The sequence below is a fragment of the Arthrobacter sp. NicSoilB4 genome, from assembly GCF_019977335.1.
Classification (GTDB): Bacteria; Actinomycetota; Actinomycetes; order Actinomycetales; family Micrococcaceae; genus Arthrobacter.
The window spans coordinates 2,259,395-2,278,585 of sequence record NZ_AP024653.1 but is presented as its reverse complement, the minus strand read 5'-3'; the positions used below and the strand labels follow the sequence as shown (position 1 = coordinate 2,278,585).

17 protein-coding genes are annotated in these 19,191 nt (G+C 67.9%); 13 read left to right on the top strand and 4 right to left on the bottom strand.

All coding sequences use genetic code 11. From position 1 onward, the window contains the following. The first annotated feature begins 135 nt into the window (after positions 1-135). From LDO13_RS10240 to pdxS, 6 genes are all read left to right on the top strand, one after another. Positions 136-465, top strand: a complete 330-nt coding sequence (locus LDO13_RS10240; RefSeq protein WP_224049750.1) for a DUF6504 family protein — start codon at positions 136-138, stop codon at positions 463-465. Next, positions 462-3,962 carry a DNA polymerase III subunit alpha gene (dnaE, locus tag LDO13_RS10235; RefSeq protein WP_224046662.1) on the top strand — a complete coding sequence of 1,167 codons (3,501 nt, stop codon included), beginning with the start codon at positions 462-464 and terminating at the stop codon, positions 3,960-3,962. The genes LDO13_RS10240 and dnaE overlap by 4 nt, the downstream gene beginning before the upstream one ends. 106 nt (positions 3,963-4,068) lie before the next feature. Further along, positions 4,069-6,078, top strand: a complete 2,010-nt coding sequence (gene thrS, locus LDO13_RS10230; protein WP_224046661.1) for a threonine--tRNA ligase — start codon at positions 4,069-4,071, stop codon at positions 6,076-6,078. Positions 6,079-6,098: 20 nt separating this feature from the next. Beyond that, positions 6,099-6,734, top strand: coding sequence for an HIT domain-containing protein (locus LDO13_RS10225; protein ID WP_224046660.1), 636 nt, complete (start codon positions 6,099-6,101; stop codon positions 6,732-6,734). Continuing rightward, a complete protein-coding gene (gene pgsA, locus LDO13_RS10220) occupies positions 6,724-7,362 on the top strand; it encodes a phosphatidylinositol phosphate synthase (protein WP_224046659.1) in 639 nt (212 codons plus the stop codon). The genes LDO13_RS10225 and pgsA overlap by 11 nt, the downstream gene beginning before the upstream one ends. A 171-nt stretch (positions 7,363-7,533) precedes the next feature. Then, positions 7,534-8,460, top strand: a complete 927-nt coding sequence (pdxS, locus tag LDO13_RS10215; RefSeq protein ID WP_224046658.1) for a pyridoxal 5'-phosphate synthase lyase subunit PdxS — start codon at positions 7,534-7,536, stop codon at positions 8,458-8,460. Positions 8,461-8,600: 140 nt separating this feature from the next. Here the strand turns inward: pdxS and LDO13_RS10210 are convergent, their stop codons facing one another. Then, positions 8,601-10,613, bottom strand: coding sequence for a M3 family metallopeptidase (locus LDO13_RS10210; RefSeq protein ID WP_224046657.1), 2,013 nt, complete (start codon positions 10,611-10,613; stop codon positions 8,601-8,603). A gap of 82 nt (positions 10,614-10,695) precedes the next feature. Between LDO13_RS10210 and LDO13_RS10205 the strand changes: the two genes are divergently transcribed. The 3 genes from LDO13_RS10205 (at position 10,696) to LDO13_RS10195 (ending at position 13,415) form a co-directional block, all read left to right on the top strand. Further along, positions 10,696-11,994 (top strand): CapA family protein, encoded by a 1,299-nt coding sequence (locus LDO13_RS10205; protein WP_224046656.1) that lies wholly within the window; start codon positions 10,696-10,698, stop codon positions 11,992-11,994. Positions 11,995-11,997: 3 nt separating this feature from the next. Beyond that, positions 11,998-12,501, top strand: coding sequence for an ATP-binding protein (locus LDO13_RS10200; RefSeq protein ID WP_224046655.1), 504 nt, complete (start codon positions 11,998-12,000; stop codon positions 12,499-12,501). Positions 12,502-12,578: 77 nt separating this feature from the next. Further along, positions 12,579-13,415 carry an alpha/beta fold hydrolase gene (locus LDO13_RS10195; RefSeq protein ID WP_224046654.1) on the top strand — a complete coding sequence of 279 codons (837 nt, stop codon included), beginning with the start codon at positions 12,579-12,581 and terminating at the stop codon, positions 13,413-13,415. A gap of 25 nt (positions 13,416-13,440) precedes the next feature. Here the strand turns inward: LDO13_RS10195 and LDO13_RS10190 are convergent, their stop codons facing one another. Next, positions 13,441-13,929, bottom strand: a complete 489-nt coding sequence (locus LDO13_RS10190; protein ID WP_224046653.1) for a GNAT family N-acetyltransferase — start codon at positions 13,927-13,929, stop codon at positions 13,441-13,443. 234 nt (positions 13,930-14,163) lie between these two features. On the opposite strand from LDO13_RS10190, the gene LDO13_RS10185 reads away from it, so the two are divergent. Beyond that, positions 14,164-14,811, top strand: a complete 648-nt coding sequence (locus LDO13_RS10185; protein WP_224046652.1) for a hypothetical protein — start codon at positions 14,164-14,166, stop codon at positions 14,809-14,811. A gap of 102 nt (positions 14,812-14,913) precedes the next feature. Here LDO13_RS10185 and LDO13_RS10180 read toward each other — a convergent pair whose 3' ends face one another. Together LDO13_RS10180 and LDO13_RS10175 are read right to left on the bottom strand one after the other, a co-directional pair. Continuing rightward, positions 14,914-15,591: a glutamine amidotransferase gene (locus LDO13_RS10180; RefSeq protein WP_263422163.1), complete on the bottom strand. Its 678-nt coding sequence runs from the start codon at positions 15,589-15,591 to the stop codon at positions 14,914-14,916. 116 nt (positions 15,592-15,707) lie between these two features. After that, the gene (locus LDO13_RS10175) at positions 15,708-17,027 is read right to left on the bottom strand and encodes a Mur ligase family protein (protein WP_224046650.1); all 1,320 of its coding nucleotides are present in this window, start codon (positions 17,025-17,027) and stop codon (positions 15,708-15,710) included. Between the two features lie 92 nt (positions 17,028-17,119). On the opposite strand from LDO13_RS10175, the gene pdxT reads away from it, so the two are divergent. From pdxT to ruvC, 3 genes are read left to right on the top strand one after another with little or no spacing between them, the layout of a single operon-like run. Beyond that, positions 17,120-17,821, top strand: a complete 702-nt coding sequence (pdxT, locus tag LDO13_RS10170) for a pyridoxal 5'-phosphate synthase glutaminase subunit PdxT (protein WP_224046649.1) — start codon at positions 17,120-17,122, stop codon at positions 17,819-17,821. Between the two features lie 3 nt (positions 17,822-17,824). Beyond that, the gene (locus LDO13_RS10165) at positions 17,825-18,580 is read left to right on the top strand and encodes a YebC/PmpR family DNA-binding transcriptional regulator (protein WP_224046648.1); all 756 of its coding nucleotides are present in this window, start codon (positions 17,825-17,827) and stop codon (positions 18,578-18,580) included. Next, positions 18,577-19,164 (top strand): crossover junction endodeoxyribonuclease RuvC, encoded by a 588-nt coding sequence (ruvC, locus tag LDO13_RS10160; protein ID WP_224046647.1) that lies wholly within the window; start codon positions 18,577-18,579, stop codon positions 19,162-19,164. Before LDO13_RS10165 ends, ruvC begins: the two co-directional genes overlap by 4 nt. Positions 19,165-19,191: the final 27 nt, after the last annotated feature.

The following is a 19,191-nucleotide window of genomic DNA, read 5'->3' as shown; positions in this document are numbered from 1 at the left end:
CCACCCCTGATCTAGGTTTTGCCCCGGCACCGTCGTAGACTGGAACTGTTCGAAAATATGTTCGAACGGTTGCTGGCTGCTATAGCCAGATTGTTAGGCCAGATGGTTCTTGCAGATGGTGGTCCGGGAGGCGCGATGGGCATGTTCAGCGAGTCGGTAGACGTCGTCTGCACACCCTCAGGCCAGCCCCTGGAGCTGGACTGGGCGGGCCGGCACTACGCCGTCTGCGCCGAACCGGTCCGCTGGTTTGAGCGCCGCCAGTGGTGGGCGGAAGAGCAGCGGGCGCCGCTGGGCAGCGGCCCGGGACTCGTGGACCATGAGATCTGGCGGGTCCAGGTGCGCCGGGCAGGTTCCCCCGACCCCGAACCCCTCACCCTTGACCTCACCCGGCATGTCGGCAGCGGACGCTGGCGCCTGCTGCGGATCCATGACGCCCTGCTTCACCGGAAGCCCGAATCAGCATGAGCTTCACCCATCTCCATGTCTCCACCGCCTTCAGTGCCCACTATGGGGTCTCCTGGCCGGATGAGCTGGCGGCCGCCGCCGCAGCAGACGGGGCGACGGCGCTCGCCTGCACTGACCGCGACGGCCTCTACGGGACGGTCAAGCACCTGAGGGCCTGCATGGCGGCCGGGCTGGACCCGGTCGTCGGGGTGGACCTTGCGGTCTTTGACGACGACGGCGACCTCCGCACCCAGGTGGGGGGACGCGTCGTCGTGCTGGCCCACGGGCACAACAACGGTGCCGGCTACCGAGCACTGTGCCGGCTGATCTCCGATGCGCATGCCCGCACCACGGGCAAAGCCGGGGGAGTGGTGCCCGTCGCCGTTACCCGGGCTGAGCTGGCCTCCCGCACCCTGCACCCTGAAACGCTCAAGCCGGTGCTGACCGTGCTGATTGGACCCGACTCCGACGTGGGACGCGCCATGGGCGGGAGGCGCTACCTGCGCCCCCGCACCCTGTTCAAGCGCTGGCTCGACGCCATGCCGCCCGGAACCATCGCCGCCGAGGTGGTCAGCCAGCTCAGCCCGCCCGGGGAACCGCTGAGCACCGCCCACGCGGTACGGATGCTCAAGCTTGCCGCCGAACACGGGGTCCCCGCCGTGCTGAGCAACGCCGTGCGGTACGTGGCCGAGGACGGGGCGGCCACCGCGGATGTGCTGGATTCGGCCCGCACCCTGAAATCGCTGCCCGAACTTTCCGCCGCCCCGCTGCTGCAGCCCAACGGGCAGGGCTGGCTCAAATCCGCGGCGCAAATGCTCCAGCTCGGCAAGGAGATCATGCACGCCGCCGGATACGGCGCCGCTGACCTCAAGAGCCTTATGGCCCAGACGGAGGCGCTCGCGGACCGCTGCCGGATGGACCCAGTGACGGACATGGGGTGGAAACAGCCGGTAGTACCGGAAGCCTCGGTGATCGGGATCGCCGGGGACGCCCTCGTGGAGCTCACCCTGCGGTGTGAAGCCGGCATCAGCCGGCGGTTCCCCGGGATCACGGGCAAAGCCGCCGGGGAGCTGCGCTCGCGGCTGGAACACGAGCTGCGGATCATCGACAGCCTGGGCTTCGCCGCATACTTCCTGACCGTCGCCGAAGTTTCCCGGATGATCCTGGACATGGGGGTCCGGGCCGCAGCCCGAGGTTCGGGGGCATCCAGCCTGGTCAACTACCTGATCGACGTCAGCCAGGTGAATCCGCTGCAGCACGATCTGATCTTCGAGCGCTTCCTCTCCCGGGACCGCGCCACCCTGCCGGACATCGACATCGACGTCGAGAGCGCCGAACGGCACAACGTATACCGGAAAATCTTCGAGCGCTTCGGCTCAGAGCGCGTCACGCTGATGAGCATGCAGAACGGCTACCGCGCCCGCGGAGCCGTGCGCGACGCCGGCCTTGCCCTGGGCATGGAGGAGGGCGAAATCGGGGACATCGCCAAGCAGCTGTGGCGATTCTCGGCCCGGAACTTCCGCGAAGCCCTCGAGGAGAAGCCTGAGCTGAAGGAATTCGCCGGCCGGGTGGGGCAGCGCGACTTCAGCGGGAACCAGCAGCTTGACCTGCTGGTGGACCTCACTGAACGGCTGGACCGGCTGCCGCGCCATATCTCCATGCACCCCTGCGGGGTCATCCTGGGGGACGCCACCCTGCTGGACCGCACGCCCGTGCAGCCCAGCGGACTGGGCCTGCCCATGAGCCAGTTCGACAAGCACGACATGGACCCGATGGGCATGCTCAAACTCGATGTTCTGGGCGTCCGTATGCAAAGCGCCATGGCCTTCGCCGTCCGCGAGGTGATCCGCCTGCACCCCTCCAAAGCCGAGGTGGTGGCTGCCGGCGCGCACCCGGCGGGGCCGGACGGGACGGGCCCGGACTACATCTCCGAGGACGGCGCGATCGACCTCAACGCCGTGCCGCTCGACGACGAACCCACCTACGAGCTGATCCGCAGCACCCACACCCTGGGCTGCTTCCAGATCGAATCCCCGGGCCAGCGGGAGCTGATCGGCAAGCTCGCCCCCCGGGAGTTCAACGACCTCATCATCGACATCTCCCTGTTCCGGCCGGGCCCGATGAAATCGGACATGGTCCGGCCCTTCCTGGAGCACCGGCACGGCTTCGCCCCCGAGGTCTACCCGCACCCTGACCTCAAGCCGGTCCTCAAGGAAACACACGGGGTCACTGTGTTCCATGAGCAGATCCTGAAGACCTTCGACGTCATGACCGGATGCGGGCTGGCGCGGGCGGACGAATTCCGCCGCGCCCTCGGCAACGAGGTGCTGGAAGGCAGGGTGGAGGAGTTTTTCCGGACGGAGGCCCGTGCCCGGGCGTACAGCCCCGAGGTGGTGGACAAGGTCTGGGGCACGCTCAAGGCCTTCGGCAGCTTCGGGTTCTGCAAGGCCCACGGCGCCGCCTTTGCCGTGCCCACCTACCAGTCGGCCTGGCTCAAGACCCACCACCCGGAGGCATTCCTCGCCGGGCTGTGGGAGCACGACCCGGGCATGTATCCCAAAAGGCTCCTCGTCGCCGAGGCCCGGCGGTTGGGAATCCCCATCCTGCCCTTGGACATCAACCGCAGCCAGGCAGAGTACCGGGTGGAACGCGTGGCCGCCGGCCCGGACCGCGGCAAGCTGGGCATCAGGCTGAGCCTGAACGGCATTTACGGGCTCTCGGGAACCGAGCTGAAGCGGATCGTGGCAGGCCAGCCCTACGACTCGCTCGCGGACCTGCGGGCCAGGTCCCGGCTGAGCAAACCCAGCATCCAGCGGCTGGCCCAGCTGGGCGCCTTCGACTCCCTCCACCGCGCCGCCGGCGGGACCGCCAACCGCGCAGACCTGGTCCAGCACCTGCAAACCCTGCAAAGCCGTCCACACCGTAAAGGCGTGGACGTGATCGAGGGGCAGCTGTCACTGCCGCTGGGCGACGTCGAGCTGAAAAACCTCAAGGCCGGGCTGCCCGCGCCCACCCTGGTGGATACCGTCCGGGCCGAACTGGACCTGATGGCCGTGGACGTCAGCGACCATCTGATGTCCAGCCACCGGCCCCTCCTGGACCGTCTCGGCGTCACCACCGCGGACAAACTGCTGGGGCTGCGCAACGGCACCGAGGTGCTGGTCGCCGGAGTCCGCGTCGCCACACAGACCCCTCCGATGCGGGGCGGCCGCCGGGTGGTGTTCATCAGCATCGACGACGGCACGGGCTGCGTGGACTCGGTCTTCTTCCATGAGGCCCAGGAGTTGGCGGGTCCATTGTTGTTCGGCACCAGGCTGCTGCTGATCCGGGGGACCACCCGGCGGACCGGGCCGCGGGGCATCAGTATCAGCGCCAGCATGGCCTGGGACCTGAGCCGCACGGAGACCCTGCCCTTCCCGGTCCCGGCCTCCGGAATCCCGGACACCCGGGAACCCGAGCCGCCGGGACCCCTTGACGGCATCAGCCGCCACCTCGCCATCACCGGGCTGGGAGGCTGAGTGGCGCGTTGGTTGGCCTCTTCAGAAACCGATAGCATGGACGAGGCTGGCTGTGGTCCCCGTACGCCACAAGCTACGAAGCCTTAACTTTGAATAGGAGACACCCGTGTCAGATGCCCAGCAGATCACCCTTCTCGTCGATGGCGAAGAGACCAAGGTGACTACCGGGACCACCGGCGCGGAACTCTTTTTTGAGCGCCGCGACGTCGTTGTGGCCCGTATCAACGGCGAGCTGAAGGACCTGGACCAGCCGCTGCCCGAGGACGCCACGGTCGAGGCCGTCACCATCGATTCCCCGGACGGACTCAACGTCCTGCGCCACTCCACGGCCCACGTCATGGCCCAGGCCGTGCAGCAGCTGCGCCCCGACGCCAAGCTTGGCATCGGCCCCTACATCACCGACGGCTTCTACTTCGATTTCGACGTCGAGGAGCCGTTCACGCCGGAAGACCTGAAGACCCTGGAAAAGATGATGCTCAAGATCATCAACCAGAACCAGAAATTCGTCCGCCGCGTAGTGTCTGAGGACGAGGCCCGCGAGGCGATGAAGGACGAGCCGTACAAGCTCGAACTGCTGGGCAAGAAGAACGAGGCCGCCGACGCCGGCGAAGGCGTCAACGTCGAGGTCGGCGCCGGGGACATCACCATCTACGACAACGTGGACCGCAAGAGCGGGGACAGCGTCTGGTGCGACCTGTGCCGCGGCCCCCACCTGCCCAACACCAAGCTCATCTCCAACGCCTTCGCCCTGACCCGGTCCTCGGCCGCCTACTGGCTGGGCAACCAGAATAACCAGCAGCTGCAGCGGATCTACGGCACCGCGTGGCCCACCAAGGACGCCCTGAAGGCCTACCAGGAGCGCATCGCCGAGGCCGAACGACGCGACCACCGCAAACTCGGCGCGGAGCTGGACCTGTTCTCCTTCCCGGACGAGCTGGGCTCCGGCCTGCCGGTGTTCCACCCCAAGGGCGGCATCATCCGCAAGGCCATGGAGGACTACTCCCGCCAGCGCCACGTCGATGCCGGCTACGACTTCGTCTACACCCCGCACATCACCAAGGGCCACCTCTACGAGGTCTCCGGCCACCTGGACTGGTACAAGGAGGGCATGTTCCCGGCGATGCACATCGACGCGGAACTGAACGAGGACGGCACCGTGCGCAAGCCCGGCCAGGACTACTACCTGAAGCCGATGAACTGCCCGATGCACAACCTCATCTTCCGTTCCCGCGGCCGCTCCTACCGCGAACTGCCGCTGCGGCTGTTCGAATTCGGCTCCGTCTACCGCTACGAGAAGTCCGGAGTGGTGCACGGCCTCACCCGCGTGCGCGGCATGACCCAGGACGACGCCCACATCTACTGCACCCGCGAGCAGATGAAGGACGAGCTCACCGGCACCCTGAACTTCGTGCTGGGCCTGCTCAAGGACTACGGCCTCGACGACTTCTACCTGGAGCTCTCGACCAAGAACCCAGACAAGTTCGTCGGCGACGACGCCGCCTGGGACGAAGCCACCCGCACCCTCGCCGAAGTTGCCGAAGCCTCGGGCCTGGAGCTCATCCCGGATCCGGGCGGAGCCGCGTTCTACGGCCCCAAGATCTCCGTCCAGGCCAAGGACGCCCTCGGCCGCACCTGGCAGATGTCCACCATCCAGCTGGACTTCAACCTGCCCGAGCGGTTCGAACTCGAATTCCAGGCCGCGGACGGCACGCGCCAGCGCCCGGTCATGATCCACCGCGCCCTGTTCGGTTCCGTGGAACGGTTCATGGGTGTGCTCACCGAGCACTATGCCGGCGCCTTCCCGGCCTGGCTGGCCCCCGTCCAGGTGGTCGGCATCCCGGTGGCCGAGGCGTTCAACGACTACATGTTCGACGTCGTGGACCAGCTCAAGGCCGCCGGAATCCGCGCTGAAGTGGATATTTCCTCGGACCGTTTCCCGAAGAAGATCCGCACCGCCAGCAAGGACAAGATTCCGTTCGTGCTGATCGCCGGGGGCGACGACGCCGATGCCGGCGCGGTGTCCTTCCGCTTCCGTGACGGCAGCCAGGACAACGGCGTGCCGGTGGCCGAGGCAGTCCAGCGGATCGTTGACGCCGTCCGCAACCGGACCAGCTAGCGGACAGGGAAGAACCAGGCATGCAGGACAGCACAGGGGCCGCTCCGGAGTATCCGGGGGACGACGGCGTGACCGACGACTTTGGCCTGGCCGGGGTGCCGGACGCGTTCCAGCGCCTGTGGACTCCGCACCGGATGGCGTACATCAAGGGCGGGCAGCACCAGTTCAAGAACGTGGACGACTGCCCGTTCTGCGTGGCGCCGGAACGCGAGGACGACGATTCACTGATCGTCTACCGCGGGCGGACCAGCTACGTCGTGCTGAACCTCTTTCCGTACAACCCGGGGCACCTCCTGGTCTGCCCCTACCGGCACGTTCCCGACTACACGGACCTGACCGTGGAGGAAACGGCCGAATTCGCCGAGCTGACCCAGACGGCCATGCGCGTGCTGCGCAAGGTCGCCAACCCCACCGGCTTCAACCTGGGCATGAACCAGGGTGTGACCGGCGGCGCCGGGATCGCCGGGCACCTGCACCAGCACGTGGTGCCACGCTGGGGAGGCGACGGGAACTTCTTCCCGATCATCGCCCAGACCAAGGCCATCACGCAGACCCTGGGCGAGGTCCGCCAGCAGGTCGCGGAAGCCTGGCCGCAGGCCACGGCCGCGGCGACGGATACTGAACAGGCCACCGCCGGGGCGACGGATGCTGAATAGGCACGCGCGCGGGTTCTTCACCGCGCTGTTCTCCCCGCTTGCCCGCTGGCTGCTACGGATCGGGGTGTCCCCGGACGCAGTGACCATCGTTGGAACCCTGGGCGTCGTGGTCGGTGCGCTGGTGTTCTACCCGCTGGGCCAGCTCTGGTGGGGCACACTCTTCATCACCGCCTTCATCTTCTCCGACGTCATCGACGGGATCATGGCCCGGATGCAAAAGGGCGGCGGCCGCTGGGGCAACTTCCTGGATTCCACCCTGGACCGGGTGGCCGACGGGGCGTTGTTCGCCGGCGTCGCGGTCTGGTTCTTCACCGGAGGCGACGACGCCGCGATCGCGATTGCCGCCGTCGTCTGCCTCGTCCTGGGCATGGTGGTCTCCTACGCCCGCGCCAAGGCAGAGGCCCTGGGCTTCCAGGCGAACGTGGGCATTGCCGAGCGTGCCGAGCGGCTGGTGTCCGTGCTGGTGGTCACCGGTTTCACCGGGCTGGGCCTGCCCACCGTGGTCCTGTTCGCGACTCTGTGCCTGCTGGCGGCGGCGAGCCTCGTGACGGTCATCCAGCGGATCATCACGGTGCGCCGCCAGTCGCTCGAGGAGCCTGAAGGCACCGCGACCGGACAGGCCGCCTGAGCGCGCAGGTTCCGGCGTGTCCCGCGGGTGTAACCGGAATTCAACCGGGCGCGGCGGGGGACTAGTATTAGCACTACCGGCCAATGGATCCGGTAATCCGGTGTGTGCGACGCGGCATTTGTGTGCCGTCCGCGCTCCGGCGAGGTCATCTATCTACCCATAGGGGTTTTTGTGTCTACACCTGATGTAAGCAGCGAAGCCGGCGCGTCCGCGAAGAGCGTTACGGGCAGCAACCGCGTCAAGCGCGGCATGGCGGAGATGCTCAAGGGCGGCGTCATCATGGACGTCGTCAACGTCGAGCAGGCCCGCATCGCTGAGGATGCCGGAGCCGTGGCAGTCATGGCGCTGGAACGCGTCCCCGCCGATATCCGTGCCCAGGGCGGCGTCTCCCGCATGTCCGATCCGGACATGATCGAGGCGATCATCGCGGCAGTGTCCATCCCGGTCATGGCGAAGGTCCGTATCGGCCACTTCGTCGAGGCCCAGGTCATCCAGACCCTCGGCGTGGACTACATCGACGAGTCCGAGGTCCTGACCCCGGCCGACTACGCCAACCACATCGACAAGTGGAACTTCACGGTTCCCTTCGTCTGCGGCGCCACGAACCTCGGTGAGGCCCTGCGCCGCATCAACGAGGGCGCGGCCATGATCCGCTCCAAGGGCGAGGCCGGCACCGGCGACGTCTCCAACGCCACCACCCACATGCGCCAGATCCGCGCCGAGATCAAGAAGCTCGCCGGCATGGCCGAGGACGAGCTCTACGTCGCCGCCAAGGAACTGCAGGCCCCGTACGAACTGGTCAAGGAAGTTGCCGCCACCGGCAAGCTGCCCGTCGTGCTGTTCACCGCCGGCGGCATCGCCACCCCGGCCGACGCCGCGATGATGATGCAGCTCGGCGCCGACGGCGTCTTCGTTGGCTCCGGCATCTTCAAGTCCGGCAACCCGGCGCAGCGCGCCGCCGCCGTCGTGAAGGCCACCACCTTCTTCGACGACCCGGAAGAAATCGCCAAGGCCTCCCGCGGCCTGGGCGAGGCCATGGTCGGCATCAACGTGGACGAGATCCCGCAGCCGCACCGCCTCGCCGAGCGCGGCTGGTAACAAAACCAGAGTACAAACCACGACGGCGGCGGGTCACCCTCTATGGGTGACTCGCCGCCGTCGTTAATTCCCCCGTCGATTGCTCCGCAACTGCCCTTATGAGGCTCCAAAAGGGCGGCTACGGAGCAGTCGATGTGGGGTTAGTCGAGGCCGCGGCGCTTCAGCAGCGGTTCGAGCTCGGCGTCGCGGCCGCGGAAGGCGCGGAAGGAATCCAGCGGGTCGCGGCTGTTGCCCCGGGAGAGCAGTTCGGCGCGGAAGAAATCGCCGTTGGCCCGGGTGAGGCCGCCGTTGTCCTTGAACCATTCCACCGTCTCGGCGTCCAGCACCTCGCTCCAGATGTAGGAGTAGTAGCCCGCGGCGTAACCGGCGCCGGCGAAGATGTGCTGGAAGTAGCCGGTGCGGTAGCGCGGCGGGATCAGGTGGTGCGCCACGCCGGCCGCAGCGAGTGCCTTGGCCTCGAACTCCAGGACGTCGTCGGGGATATCGGTGCCGTCCAGCACATGCCAGGCGAGGTCCAGCAGGGCCGCCCCCAGGTACTCGGTGGTGCCGAAGCCCTCGCCCCACAGCTGCGCGGCGTCGAGCTTATCCACCACCTCCTGCGGCAACGCCTCGCCCGTGGCGTGGTGGCGGGCGTAGTTGGCGAGAACTTCCGGCCACATGATCCACATTTCGTTCACCTGCGAGGGGTACTCGACGAAGTCCCGCGGTACAGAGGTTCCGGAGAACCGCGGGTAGGTGACCGAGGAGAACAGGCCGTGCAGGGCGTGGCCGAACTCGTGGAACGTGGTGCGCAGCTCGTCCAGGGTCAGGAGCGTGGGTTCGTTGGCCGGCGGCTTGGAGATGTTGAGGTTGTTGATCACCACAGGCCGGGTGTTGAGCAGGCCGGACTGTTCCACCAGGGAGTTCATCCACGCACCGCCGCGCTTGGATTCGCGCGTGTAGTAGTCGCCGAGGAACAGGCCCAGCTCGGTGCCGTCGGAATTGCGGACTTCCCAGACGCGCACGTCCGGGTGGTAGCCGGCGAGGTCGCTGCGTTCGTGGAACGTAATGCCGTAGAGGGCGTTGGCGGCGAAGAACACGCCGTCGTTGAGGACGCGGTCCAGCTCGAAGTAGGGTCGCAGGGCCTGCTCGTCCACGGCATACCGCTCGCGCTTGACCTTGGCGGAGTAGTAGGCCCAGTCCCAGGCCTCAAGGGGGTGGCCGGCGACTTCGGCCAGTGCCTCGGCCTCGGCGTCGGCGTTCCGGACGGCAGCCGGTGCGAGCCGGTTCATCATGGTCTGCACGGCGGCAAAGTCCGGCGCGGTCTGCTGGTCCACGACGAGTTCGGCATAGTTGGTGAAGCCCAGCAGGGCGGCCTTCTCGGCGCGGAGCCGGACCATGTCCTTGACCAGGTCCAGGACGTCGAAGGAACCGCCGTCGCTGCCGCGGCCGACCGAGGCCTCGTACAGGCGGCGGCGGACGTCCCGGTTGTCCAGGGCGGCAAGGGCCGGCTGGTTGCTGGGCTGGATGAGGGTGAGCAGGAACTTGCCCTCGTGCCCGGCAACGCGGGCGGCTTCCGCGGCGCTGGCGATATCGTCGGCGGGCAGGCCGGCGAGGTCGACGGCGTCGTCGAGAAGCAGCGCGGCCGACTTCATCGCTTCCTTCACCCGCTGGCCGAACTCCGTGCCGAGCCGGGAGAGCTCGGCGTTGACGGCCTTGAGCCGTTCCTGGCCGGCGTCGTCGAGCTGGATGCCGGTCTGGCGGAACTCCTTGAGGTACTCGTCCACAAGCCTGGCGGATTCGGCGTCGAGCTGGTCGGTGTTGATGGCGGCGAACCGCTCGAAGAGCCCCCGGTTCAGGTAGACGGCGTCCTGGTGGGCCGAGAACCGGGGAGACAGCGTTGTTTCAAGGTCGCGGATGGCGTCCGAGGCATCGGCCGAGACAAGCGTGAAGAAGGAGGCCGCCGCACGCTGCAGGAGCTGTCCGGACCGCTCCATGGCAAGCGCGGTGTTCTCGAAAGTGGCAGGCTCCGGTGTGTCCACGATCGCCTGGATCTCGGCGAGGTGCTCGGCGAGGCCGGCCTCGACGGCTTCGGCGTAATGCCCGGAGGCGATGTCCGCGAACGGCGGCAGGCCGAACGGCAGGGGGCTGGGGCTCATCAGGGGATTGGTCATGAAATAACTCTTTCATGTAGGCGGTGAGTTCTCAACGGCCTGCTGCGCGTGTTGTGACCGCCGCCGCCGTAGGATTAGCGCCATGCGTACCATCACTCCCGGGCTGCGTCGCCGTCTGCTCGTCGCGGCCGCAGCGGTCTCCCTCGCGGCCTCAGTGGCTTCCTGCGGCATCGGCGCCCGTCCGGAAAGCAGTTCGTCAGGCTCCCCGGCGGCTGCCGGCGCCACCGCCGGACCGGCAGCAACCGGGCCGGCAGCAACCCAGGCGCCGGAATCGACGACGGCGTCGCCGTCGGTCACTCCGACGCCGACCCCGACACCGACGCCGGGCAAGGGGCCCGACTGCGCCGCCGTCCGCTGCGCCTCCGTGCTGGTCACCGGCGACATGCTGGTCCACGCGCAGCTCTGGGAACAGGCCCGCGCGGACGCGCTGGCCACGGGTGCCAAGGGCCTGGACTTCGGGCCGCTGCTCGAGGGGCAGCGCAAGTACATCGAGAAGAGCGACCTCGCGGTCTGCCACCTGGAAACGCCGGTGGCGGGCCCGACCGGGCCCTTCTCCGCGTACCCCTCGTTCAACGTTCCGCCGCAGATCCTTCCTGCCGTCCAGCAAGTCGGCTACCAGGCCTGCACCACCGCGAGCAACCATACGGTCGACCGCGGCACCGCGGGGCTGGTCCGCACCCTGGATGCCCTCGACGCCGCCGGGCTGCAGCACACCGGCTCCTACCGGACCGAGGCCGATTCCCAGGGCATCCTGATCCTGCAGACCGCCGCGGCCAAGATCGCCGTGATCAGTGCGACCTACGGACTGAACGGCCAGCTTGCGGAGGCCGCCTGGCAGGTGGACATGCTCGACCCCGACGTCATGATCGCCAAGGCGAAGAAGGCCCGGGACCTCGGCGCCGACATCGTGCTGGGCGCCATGCACGCCGGCGACGAATACTCCAGTGTGCCCAACGCCGAGCACACGACGGTCGCCCATGCCCTCGCGGACAGCGGACAGTTCACCATGATCTACAGCCACCACTCGCACTCGGTCCTGCCGATAGAGCAGTACAAGGGAACCTGGATTGCCTACGGCCTGGGCAACGGGATCACCGAACTTTCGCCGAACTACAGGGTGAACAACGAGGGCCTGCTGGTCCGGGCGCAGTTCAGCGAGGACGCGTCCGGCAAGTGGACCGCCTCTGACCTGGCGTGGGCGCCGTCGGTGATGGTCCGCGGACCGTACCGCTGGTGCTCCGTGGCCGCCGACGCGCCGCAGGGCCCCTGCGCAGGTGCCGCGGCCGATGCCGCCACCCGCCAGCGCACCAAGACCGTGGTCGAGTCGAGGGGTGCCGCGGCTGCGGGCGCCCACGAACTGCTCATCGCCAAGGAGCCGTAGGGCTTGGGAGAACGACGGCGGTCGGCGCCCGGGCACTCGACCGTCCACCTGCTGTGCGGACTCCCGGGCGCCGGTAAGACAACAGTTGCCAGGCAGCTCGAAGCCGGGCGGCCGGCCGTGCGGTTCAGCCTGGACGAGTGGATGTTGCGGCTCTACCCGGACCTTCACTTTGCCTCCGGGAATTACGGGGAACTCGCGGAAACGTGCAAATTGCTGATCTGGGATACCGCCCGGCAGGTCCTGCAGGGCGGCACCGACGTGGTTCTCGACTGGAACCAGTGGAGCCGGGAGAGGCGTGCTGCCTGGGCCGCCCGGGCCGAGGCGGCCGGCGCCGGCGTCGTCCTTCACTATGTCCGGACACCGCTGCAGATTTCCATCGAACGGGCGGCAAGCCGTGCCGCGCGGGATGAGGCGGGCTCCCACCGTCTCGAGGAGGCTGATGTCCGGCACCTGGCCGGGATCTTCGAGGAGCCGGAACCGTCGGAGGGCCTGTGGATCTTGCCCTGATACCGGCCGGCGAATACCGTGATGGTGACGCGGGAGCTCAAGAAGTCAGCCCTGTCGGACCTGGACAGGAGGCTTTCGTGGGCAAAGTACCGACGGCGGACCGGGAACCCCGGAACGGGACGTTTCCGAACGGCATGGAGTACCTGAGCTGGGGTAACGGCCCGAAGGCCCTCCTTTTTATCCAGGGCGGCCCTGGCAGCGGCGTTCCCAAAGGGATGCTCCGCGGAATGTTCCGGCGGCAGTTCGATCCCTTTCTCCGCGCCGGATACGCCGTCTGGATCGTCACCCGGCGCCGGGGAATGCCGCCGGAGCACACCATCGAAGGCATGGCAGACGACTACGCGCGGCTGATAGACGCCGAGTTCGGCGGGCGGGTCGACCTCGTCGTGGCGGAGTCATTTGGCGGGATGGTGGCACAATATCTGGCCGCGCGGCATCCGGACTCCTTCGGCCACATCGCCATGGTGGTCACGGCCGCGGAGTTGAGCGACTGGGGCAAGGACGTCGATGCACGGATGGCCACGGCCCTGGCGGGCGGTGACACGAACGGCGCCGGGACGGTCTTCGCCGAGTACCTGCTGCCGGGCCGGCGGATGATGTGGCTGCGGCGGCTGATCGGGCCCCTTATCAGCCGCCGGCTCCTCAGCGGAGCCGATTTCCCCGCCCAGGATGTGCTCACCGAGGTGCAGGGCGAAATGACCTTCAATTCCCGGGCAGTGCTCCCGCTCATCCGGCGGCCCGTGCTGCTGATCTGTGGCGGCTCCGACCAATTCTTCCCCCGCGACGTCGCCCAGGAAACGGCCGGGCTCATCCCGGACTGCACCCTCGTTTGGTACGAGGGGAAGGGCCATCTCCGGGCTGCCTCCAGCGGACGCATTGCCCGCGACGTGCTCGAGTACGCCGGGCGCAGCTGAAGCCCGGCCGGCGGGGAATGCACCGCTACGTCCGGTCCGGGTCCAGCGCCAGGGTCATATAGACGCTGTTCGGGTCGTCCCCGTAGCCGGCAAAGGGCGGGCAGACGCTGAACCCGTGACGCTGGTACAGCCGCCGTGCCGGAGCGAAGAAGTCCTGGCTCCCGGTCTCGAGGTACAGGCGGTCATAGCCGCCCTGCCGGGCCGCGGCCATGATGTGCGCCAGCAGGCGGGCGCCGATGCCGCGGCCTCGTGCGTGGGCGGCGGTACGCATGGACTTGATTTCGCCCTGCAGGGTCCCGGCCTCACCGGGCTGGAGCAGTTTCAGTGCCCCGCAGCCGAGTACCTCGGAATCCTCGCGTGCGCTCCAGAACGTGATGTCCGGTCCGGAGAGCGCCGCAGCATCGAGGGCATGCACGCTTTCGGCGGGCGAGGTGGCGAACATGTCGGCGAGGTGCTCGCTCAGGAGCTGCCGGACGGCCGCGCGGCCGGGGTCGTCACGGTCAATCCGGATCATCGTGCACTGCTCTCATAATCTGTCATCGCTCCATCAATCTACCGGCTCGCGCCGAGGTCGCGGGAAACGTGCGGGGTCGCCGGAACTGTCTGGCGATTTCGCCGCTTTCCCGCGATTTCGCGTCCGACGGCGGCTGTCGGCTCGCCGCCTCGGGCCCAGCCGGCGCGGCCGGCGCTATGCTGGGCCAAACGCGGCTGCCACGAGGCGGCCGTAACGCCGATGGTGGGGGATCCATTGCGAACAATAGTCAACAGCGGCACCAACAGCCCGAACGATACGTCGGGCAGATCAAGCGCCTCCGCAGGGACGACGCACCGGGCGGGATCCGCGCGGCCGGTTGCCGTCACGGTGTGGCTGTGCGCCGCCGTCGTGATGGCCTGGCTGCTGCTGGCCGGCAGGACGGAAGCGGCGATGGCGGCGGCGCCGTGGCTGTTCCTGGCGTCGTGGTTCGTCTACGCGGCGCAGTGGCGGCCGCTTCTCCGGACGGACGCGCACGGGTTCGAGCTGGTCAACGGACTCCGCGACCACCGGATACCCTACGAGGCGGTGGAGGACATCGAGGTCCGCTACACCGTGGCGGTCAGGGCCGCGGGACGGCGGTACGTCAGTTGGGGCGCCCCGACGCCGCCGGGCGCCTTCGGGTCCGGATTCGACCACGTCAGTGACCTGAAGAGCCGGCCGTACAGCATCCTCCCGGGCAACGAGCGCATCAGCCAAAAAGAGCAGAAGACCGGCCGGGACGCCATCGTTGCCGCGTGGCAGGATGCCAGCACCGCCGCCGCAAAACGGCCTGCCGGCGCCGTCGTCTCCTCCTGGCATTTGCCGACCGTCATCGTCGGCGGCATCGCCGTCGCCTGGGCGGTGCTGTCGGCGTTCGGCTGACCTAAAGGCCGGCCCGGTCGCCGGAAGCGTGCGGGATCGCCGTAAGGCTCCGGCGACGTCGCGGCCTTCCTGCGACTTCGAGGCCGGCGCCGCAGCGACGCCTCAGCGGGGGCGGCGGGCTGCGTGTTCGCGGGCGTGGACGGCGTAGGAGTCGTCCGGAGTACCGGGGGAGAAGCTGCCGTATTTGCGTTCGACGGCGGTCCGGATGAGGAAGTCCGCCAGCGCCGGGTTCTTGGGCAGCAGGGATCCATGCAGGTAGCTCGCCACGATGTTCCGGTAGCGGGCGCCTTCCTGGCCGTCGCTGCTGTTGTTCCCGGTGCCCTTGGCTGTGGTCCCCAGTGGTGTGACGCCCGGGCCCAGGGTGGTCTGGCCGCTGTGGTTCTCGTAACCCAGGACGGTCCCGAACTCGGTGGTGGACACCGATACGTTGCCGATCAGCCGCTCGTCGGTGCCGTGGGTTTCCACGTCCAGGATGCCGATCCCCGGGATGACGGACCCTGTCCGGGTCTTGAAGAACTTCCCGAACAGCTGGTACAGGCCGCAGATCACCAGCATGGGCATGCCGTCCTCGGCGAGGCCCCTCAGGACAGACTCCCGCGACAGCAGGTCGTCCTGGATGACCAGCTGGCCGCTGTCCTGCCCGCCGCCGCCGACGATCAGGTCGACATCCGCCGGAAACTCGTCGCCGACGTTGTATTCGAGCAGCTCAGGGGTGTAGCCGTGCCAGCGCAGCCGCTGTGCCAGCACCAGGGCGTTGCCCCAGTCGCCGTAGATGTTCATGTCCCGCGGGTACAGCTGCAGGACCCGGATGGTTCCCTTGCCGGGCTCGGGGGATTCCTCCGGCGGGAGCACGTGCCCGAAGGAGAGTTTGGACTGGTCGGAATCGGCCTGGGGGGTCATGAGACCACCTCCACTGTGGTGATTTTGGACAGCTCGCGGCGGATCGCCAGCATCGCTGTGTAAGTGCAGAAGATCCGCTTCGGCTTGTCCCTGGCGCCGCTGATGAAGGCCGCCAGCGCGGGCGCGATCTCGGTGTTCACGGCGCCGATGGCAACGTCGTCGTACTGCAGGCGGAGCGCCATGTCGTAGGCGCGGGAGCCGCTCAGCTGGTCCACGCCGCCCTCCCGAAGCGTGTCGAATTCCACGTCCCAGAGCCAGGACATGTCCCGGCCGTCGGCGTAGTTGTCATTGATCGCGATCATCGTGGCGTAGCCGGCCGCCGGGAAGGACTTCAGCCCCAGCCGGAAGCCGCTGGGGTTCTTCACCAGGACCAGGTCCAGCGGCAGGCCGTCGACGACAAGGCTCTCACCGCGGCCGAATGCCGGAGCCACGTTTGCCAGGGCTTTCAGCAGCCCTTCGTTGTCCGCAAGGGCCGCCTGTCCCTGGCCTGTGCCCCGCACCGCAATTGCCCGGGCCAGGGTCAGTGCGGCGGCGGCGTTGAAGATGTTGTAGACGCCGCGGAGCTTCATCGCCGTCGTTGCTGTGACGCCGTCGTACTCAAAGTCCGCGTCGGCCGCACCGACCCGGCGGAGCACAACGTCGGCGTGCGGTTTCGCGGGTGCCGGCGGCACCGGGCTGCCGGGGGCCGCCCTCATCTCGTCGTCGTTCGGGAACGTGCTCAGCAGGGAGTCATCCAGGCCGAAGTAGAGGACCTCGGGACCGCTGGCGGTTTCTGTACTCAGAGTGTCCGCGATCCGGGCCACCCGGGGGTCCTCCCGGTTCAGCACGACGGTTCCCGTGGTCTTGGAGGCGATGTGCTGCAGCAGCTGCGCCGTCTTGTCGATCTCGCCGAAACGGTCCAGCTGGTCCCGCAGCACGTTGAGCAGCAGGCAGTAGCGCGGCGGCACCTGGTTGACGAAATGCACCGCGTGGGCCTCGTCCAGTTCCAGCACGGCGACGTCGGCGTCCAGCCGTCCCCGCCAGTCCACCTCGCCGAGCAGCGCAGCGGCCACGCCGCGCGTGAAGTTGCTGCCCGTGCGGTTAGTGAAGACCTTCAGGCCCTGGCTCTCGAGCAGCTCGACGACCATCTTTGTGGTGGTCGTCTTGCCGTTCGTGCCGCTGACGACGGCGACGCCGTGCGGCAGCGTGGACAGCGTCCTGCGCATGAAGCCGGGATCGATTTTTTCGACGACGAGCCCGGGAAGGGCAGAGCCTCCGCCCCTGAGCCGGGAGACCCGGCGAACGAACTTGCCGAGCGGAACGCTGAAGTAAAACATGCTTTGTAATATATCCCAGCGGCGGCATGGAAGCCCGCCGGGAAGCGGCGACGCATGCCCCGGTGCGCGGCGGCGAGCACTATGCTGTTCGGATGACCAACCCCTCTTCTGTGCCTTCCTCCCGCGTGGGATCAGGGCTGCGGATCGGCGTCCTGGCTCTCCAGGGCGACTTCCGCGAACACCTGCACGCGGTGGAAGCTGCCGGTGCCACGGGCATCGGCGTCCGCCGGCCGGCCGAACTCGACGGCCTCGACGGGCTCATCATTCCCGGCGGCGAATCGACCACCATTGACAAGCTGTCCCGGGCTTTCGGACTTAGCGACCCGCTGCGCCGGCGCATCCGGGAAGGACTGCCGGTCTACGGCTCCTGCGCCGGGATGATCCTCCTCGCGGATGAGATCACTGACCCCGCGAAGGACCTTGCCGGCAACCCGCAGCAGACATTCGGCGGGCTCGACATCACAGTGCGCCGGAACGCCTTCGGCCGGCAGCGCGAATCCTTCGAGACGGACCTGGACTTCAAGGGCCTCGACTTCAGCGCCACCGAAAACGGCGTGGCTCCCGTCCACGCGGTCTTCATCCGCGGACCATGGGTGGAACGCGTCGGCGACGGCGTCGAAGTCCTCGCCGAAGTGGAACCCTCCAGGGCGTCCCACCCCGAGGCGCTGGCCGGGACGGCTAGAATTGTTGCTGTGCGTTCCGGCAAGCTGCTGGCCACCTCCTTCCACCCGGAAGTGACGGGGGAGAAGCGCGTGCATGAATTGTTTATTCGAATGATCAGAGGAGAAGCGTAAAGCATGTCAGGCCACTCCAAATGGGCGACGACCAAGCACAAGAAGGCCATCCTCGATAGCCGTCGGGCCAAGTCGTTCGCCAAGCTGATCAAGAACATCGAAGTCGCCGCACGCATGGGCGGCCCGGACCTTGCCGGCAACCCGAGCCTGGAACTCGCCGTCACGAAGGCCAAGAAGACCTCGGTCCCCGCTGACAACATCGACCGCGCCATCAAGCGCGGCGCCGGCCTCACCGGCGAGGTCGTGGACTACACCGAGATCATGTACGAGTGCCGCGGACCGCAGGGCTCGGCGCTGCTGATCGAATGCCTGACGGACAACAAGAACCGTGCGGCCTCCGAAGTGCGTCTGGCCATCTCCCGCAACGGCGGCACTATCGCCGATCCCGGTTCGGTCAGCTACCTCTTCTCCCGCAAGGGCGTTGTCTCGCTGCCAAAGAACGGCCTGAGCGAGGACGACGTCCTGATGGCCGTCCTCGACGCCGGCGCCGAAGAAGTCAAGGACAACGGCGACAGCTTCGAGATCCACTCCGAACCGACCGACCTGCAGGCCATCCGCGATGCGCTCAAGGAAGCCGGCATGGAGTACGACACCGACGAGGCCGAGTTCGTGCCCTCCATGCAGGTGCCGCTGGATCTCGACGCCGCCAAGAAGTTCATGAAGCTCGTCGACGCCCTCGAAGAACTCGACGACGTCCAGAACGTCTACAGCAACGCCGACCTCAGCGACGAAGTGCAGGCCGCACTGGAAGCGGAGTGACCCTTCGCGTCCTCGGCGTCGATCCGGGCCTTACCCGCTGCGGGATCGGCGTCGTGGACGTCGAGAAGAACCGCCGCGCCACCATGGTGGCGTTCGGCGTCGTCGGAACGTCCCCGGAGGAGAGCCTGGACCAGCGCCTGCTGGTCATCGCCACCTCCATCGATGAGTGGCTGGACAAATACGAACCGCACGTCCTGGCCGTCGAACGCGTCTTCTCCCAGCTCAACGTCAGCACGGTGATGGGCGTCGCCCAGGCTTCCGGCGTTGTGATCGCCGCCGCCGCACGGCGCGGCATCCCGGTGGCCCTGCACACGCCGTCGGAGGTCAAGGCCGCCGTGACCGGCAGCGGAACGTCCAACAAGGACGCCGTCACCAAACTGGTGACCAAGATCCTCCGGCTGGACGCCCCGCCGCGCCCCGCCGACGCCGCGGACGCCCTGGCGCTGGCAATCACCCATGCCTGGCGGTCCGGCAGCGGGACTTCCAATAGCGGCGCAGTCACGACGGGACCGGGCAGCCAGTCGCTGACCCCGGCCCAGCGCGCCTGGGCCGACGCGGAGGCCAAAGCGCGCCGTGCGCGCTGAATGTCCGGCTCCGACGCAGTATCACTT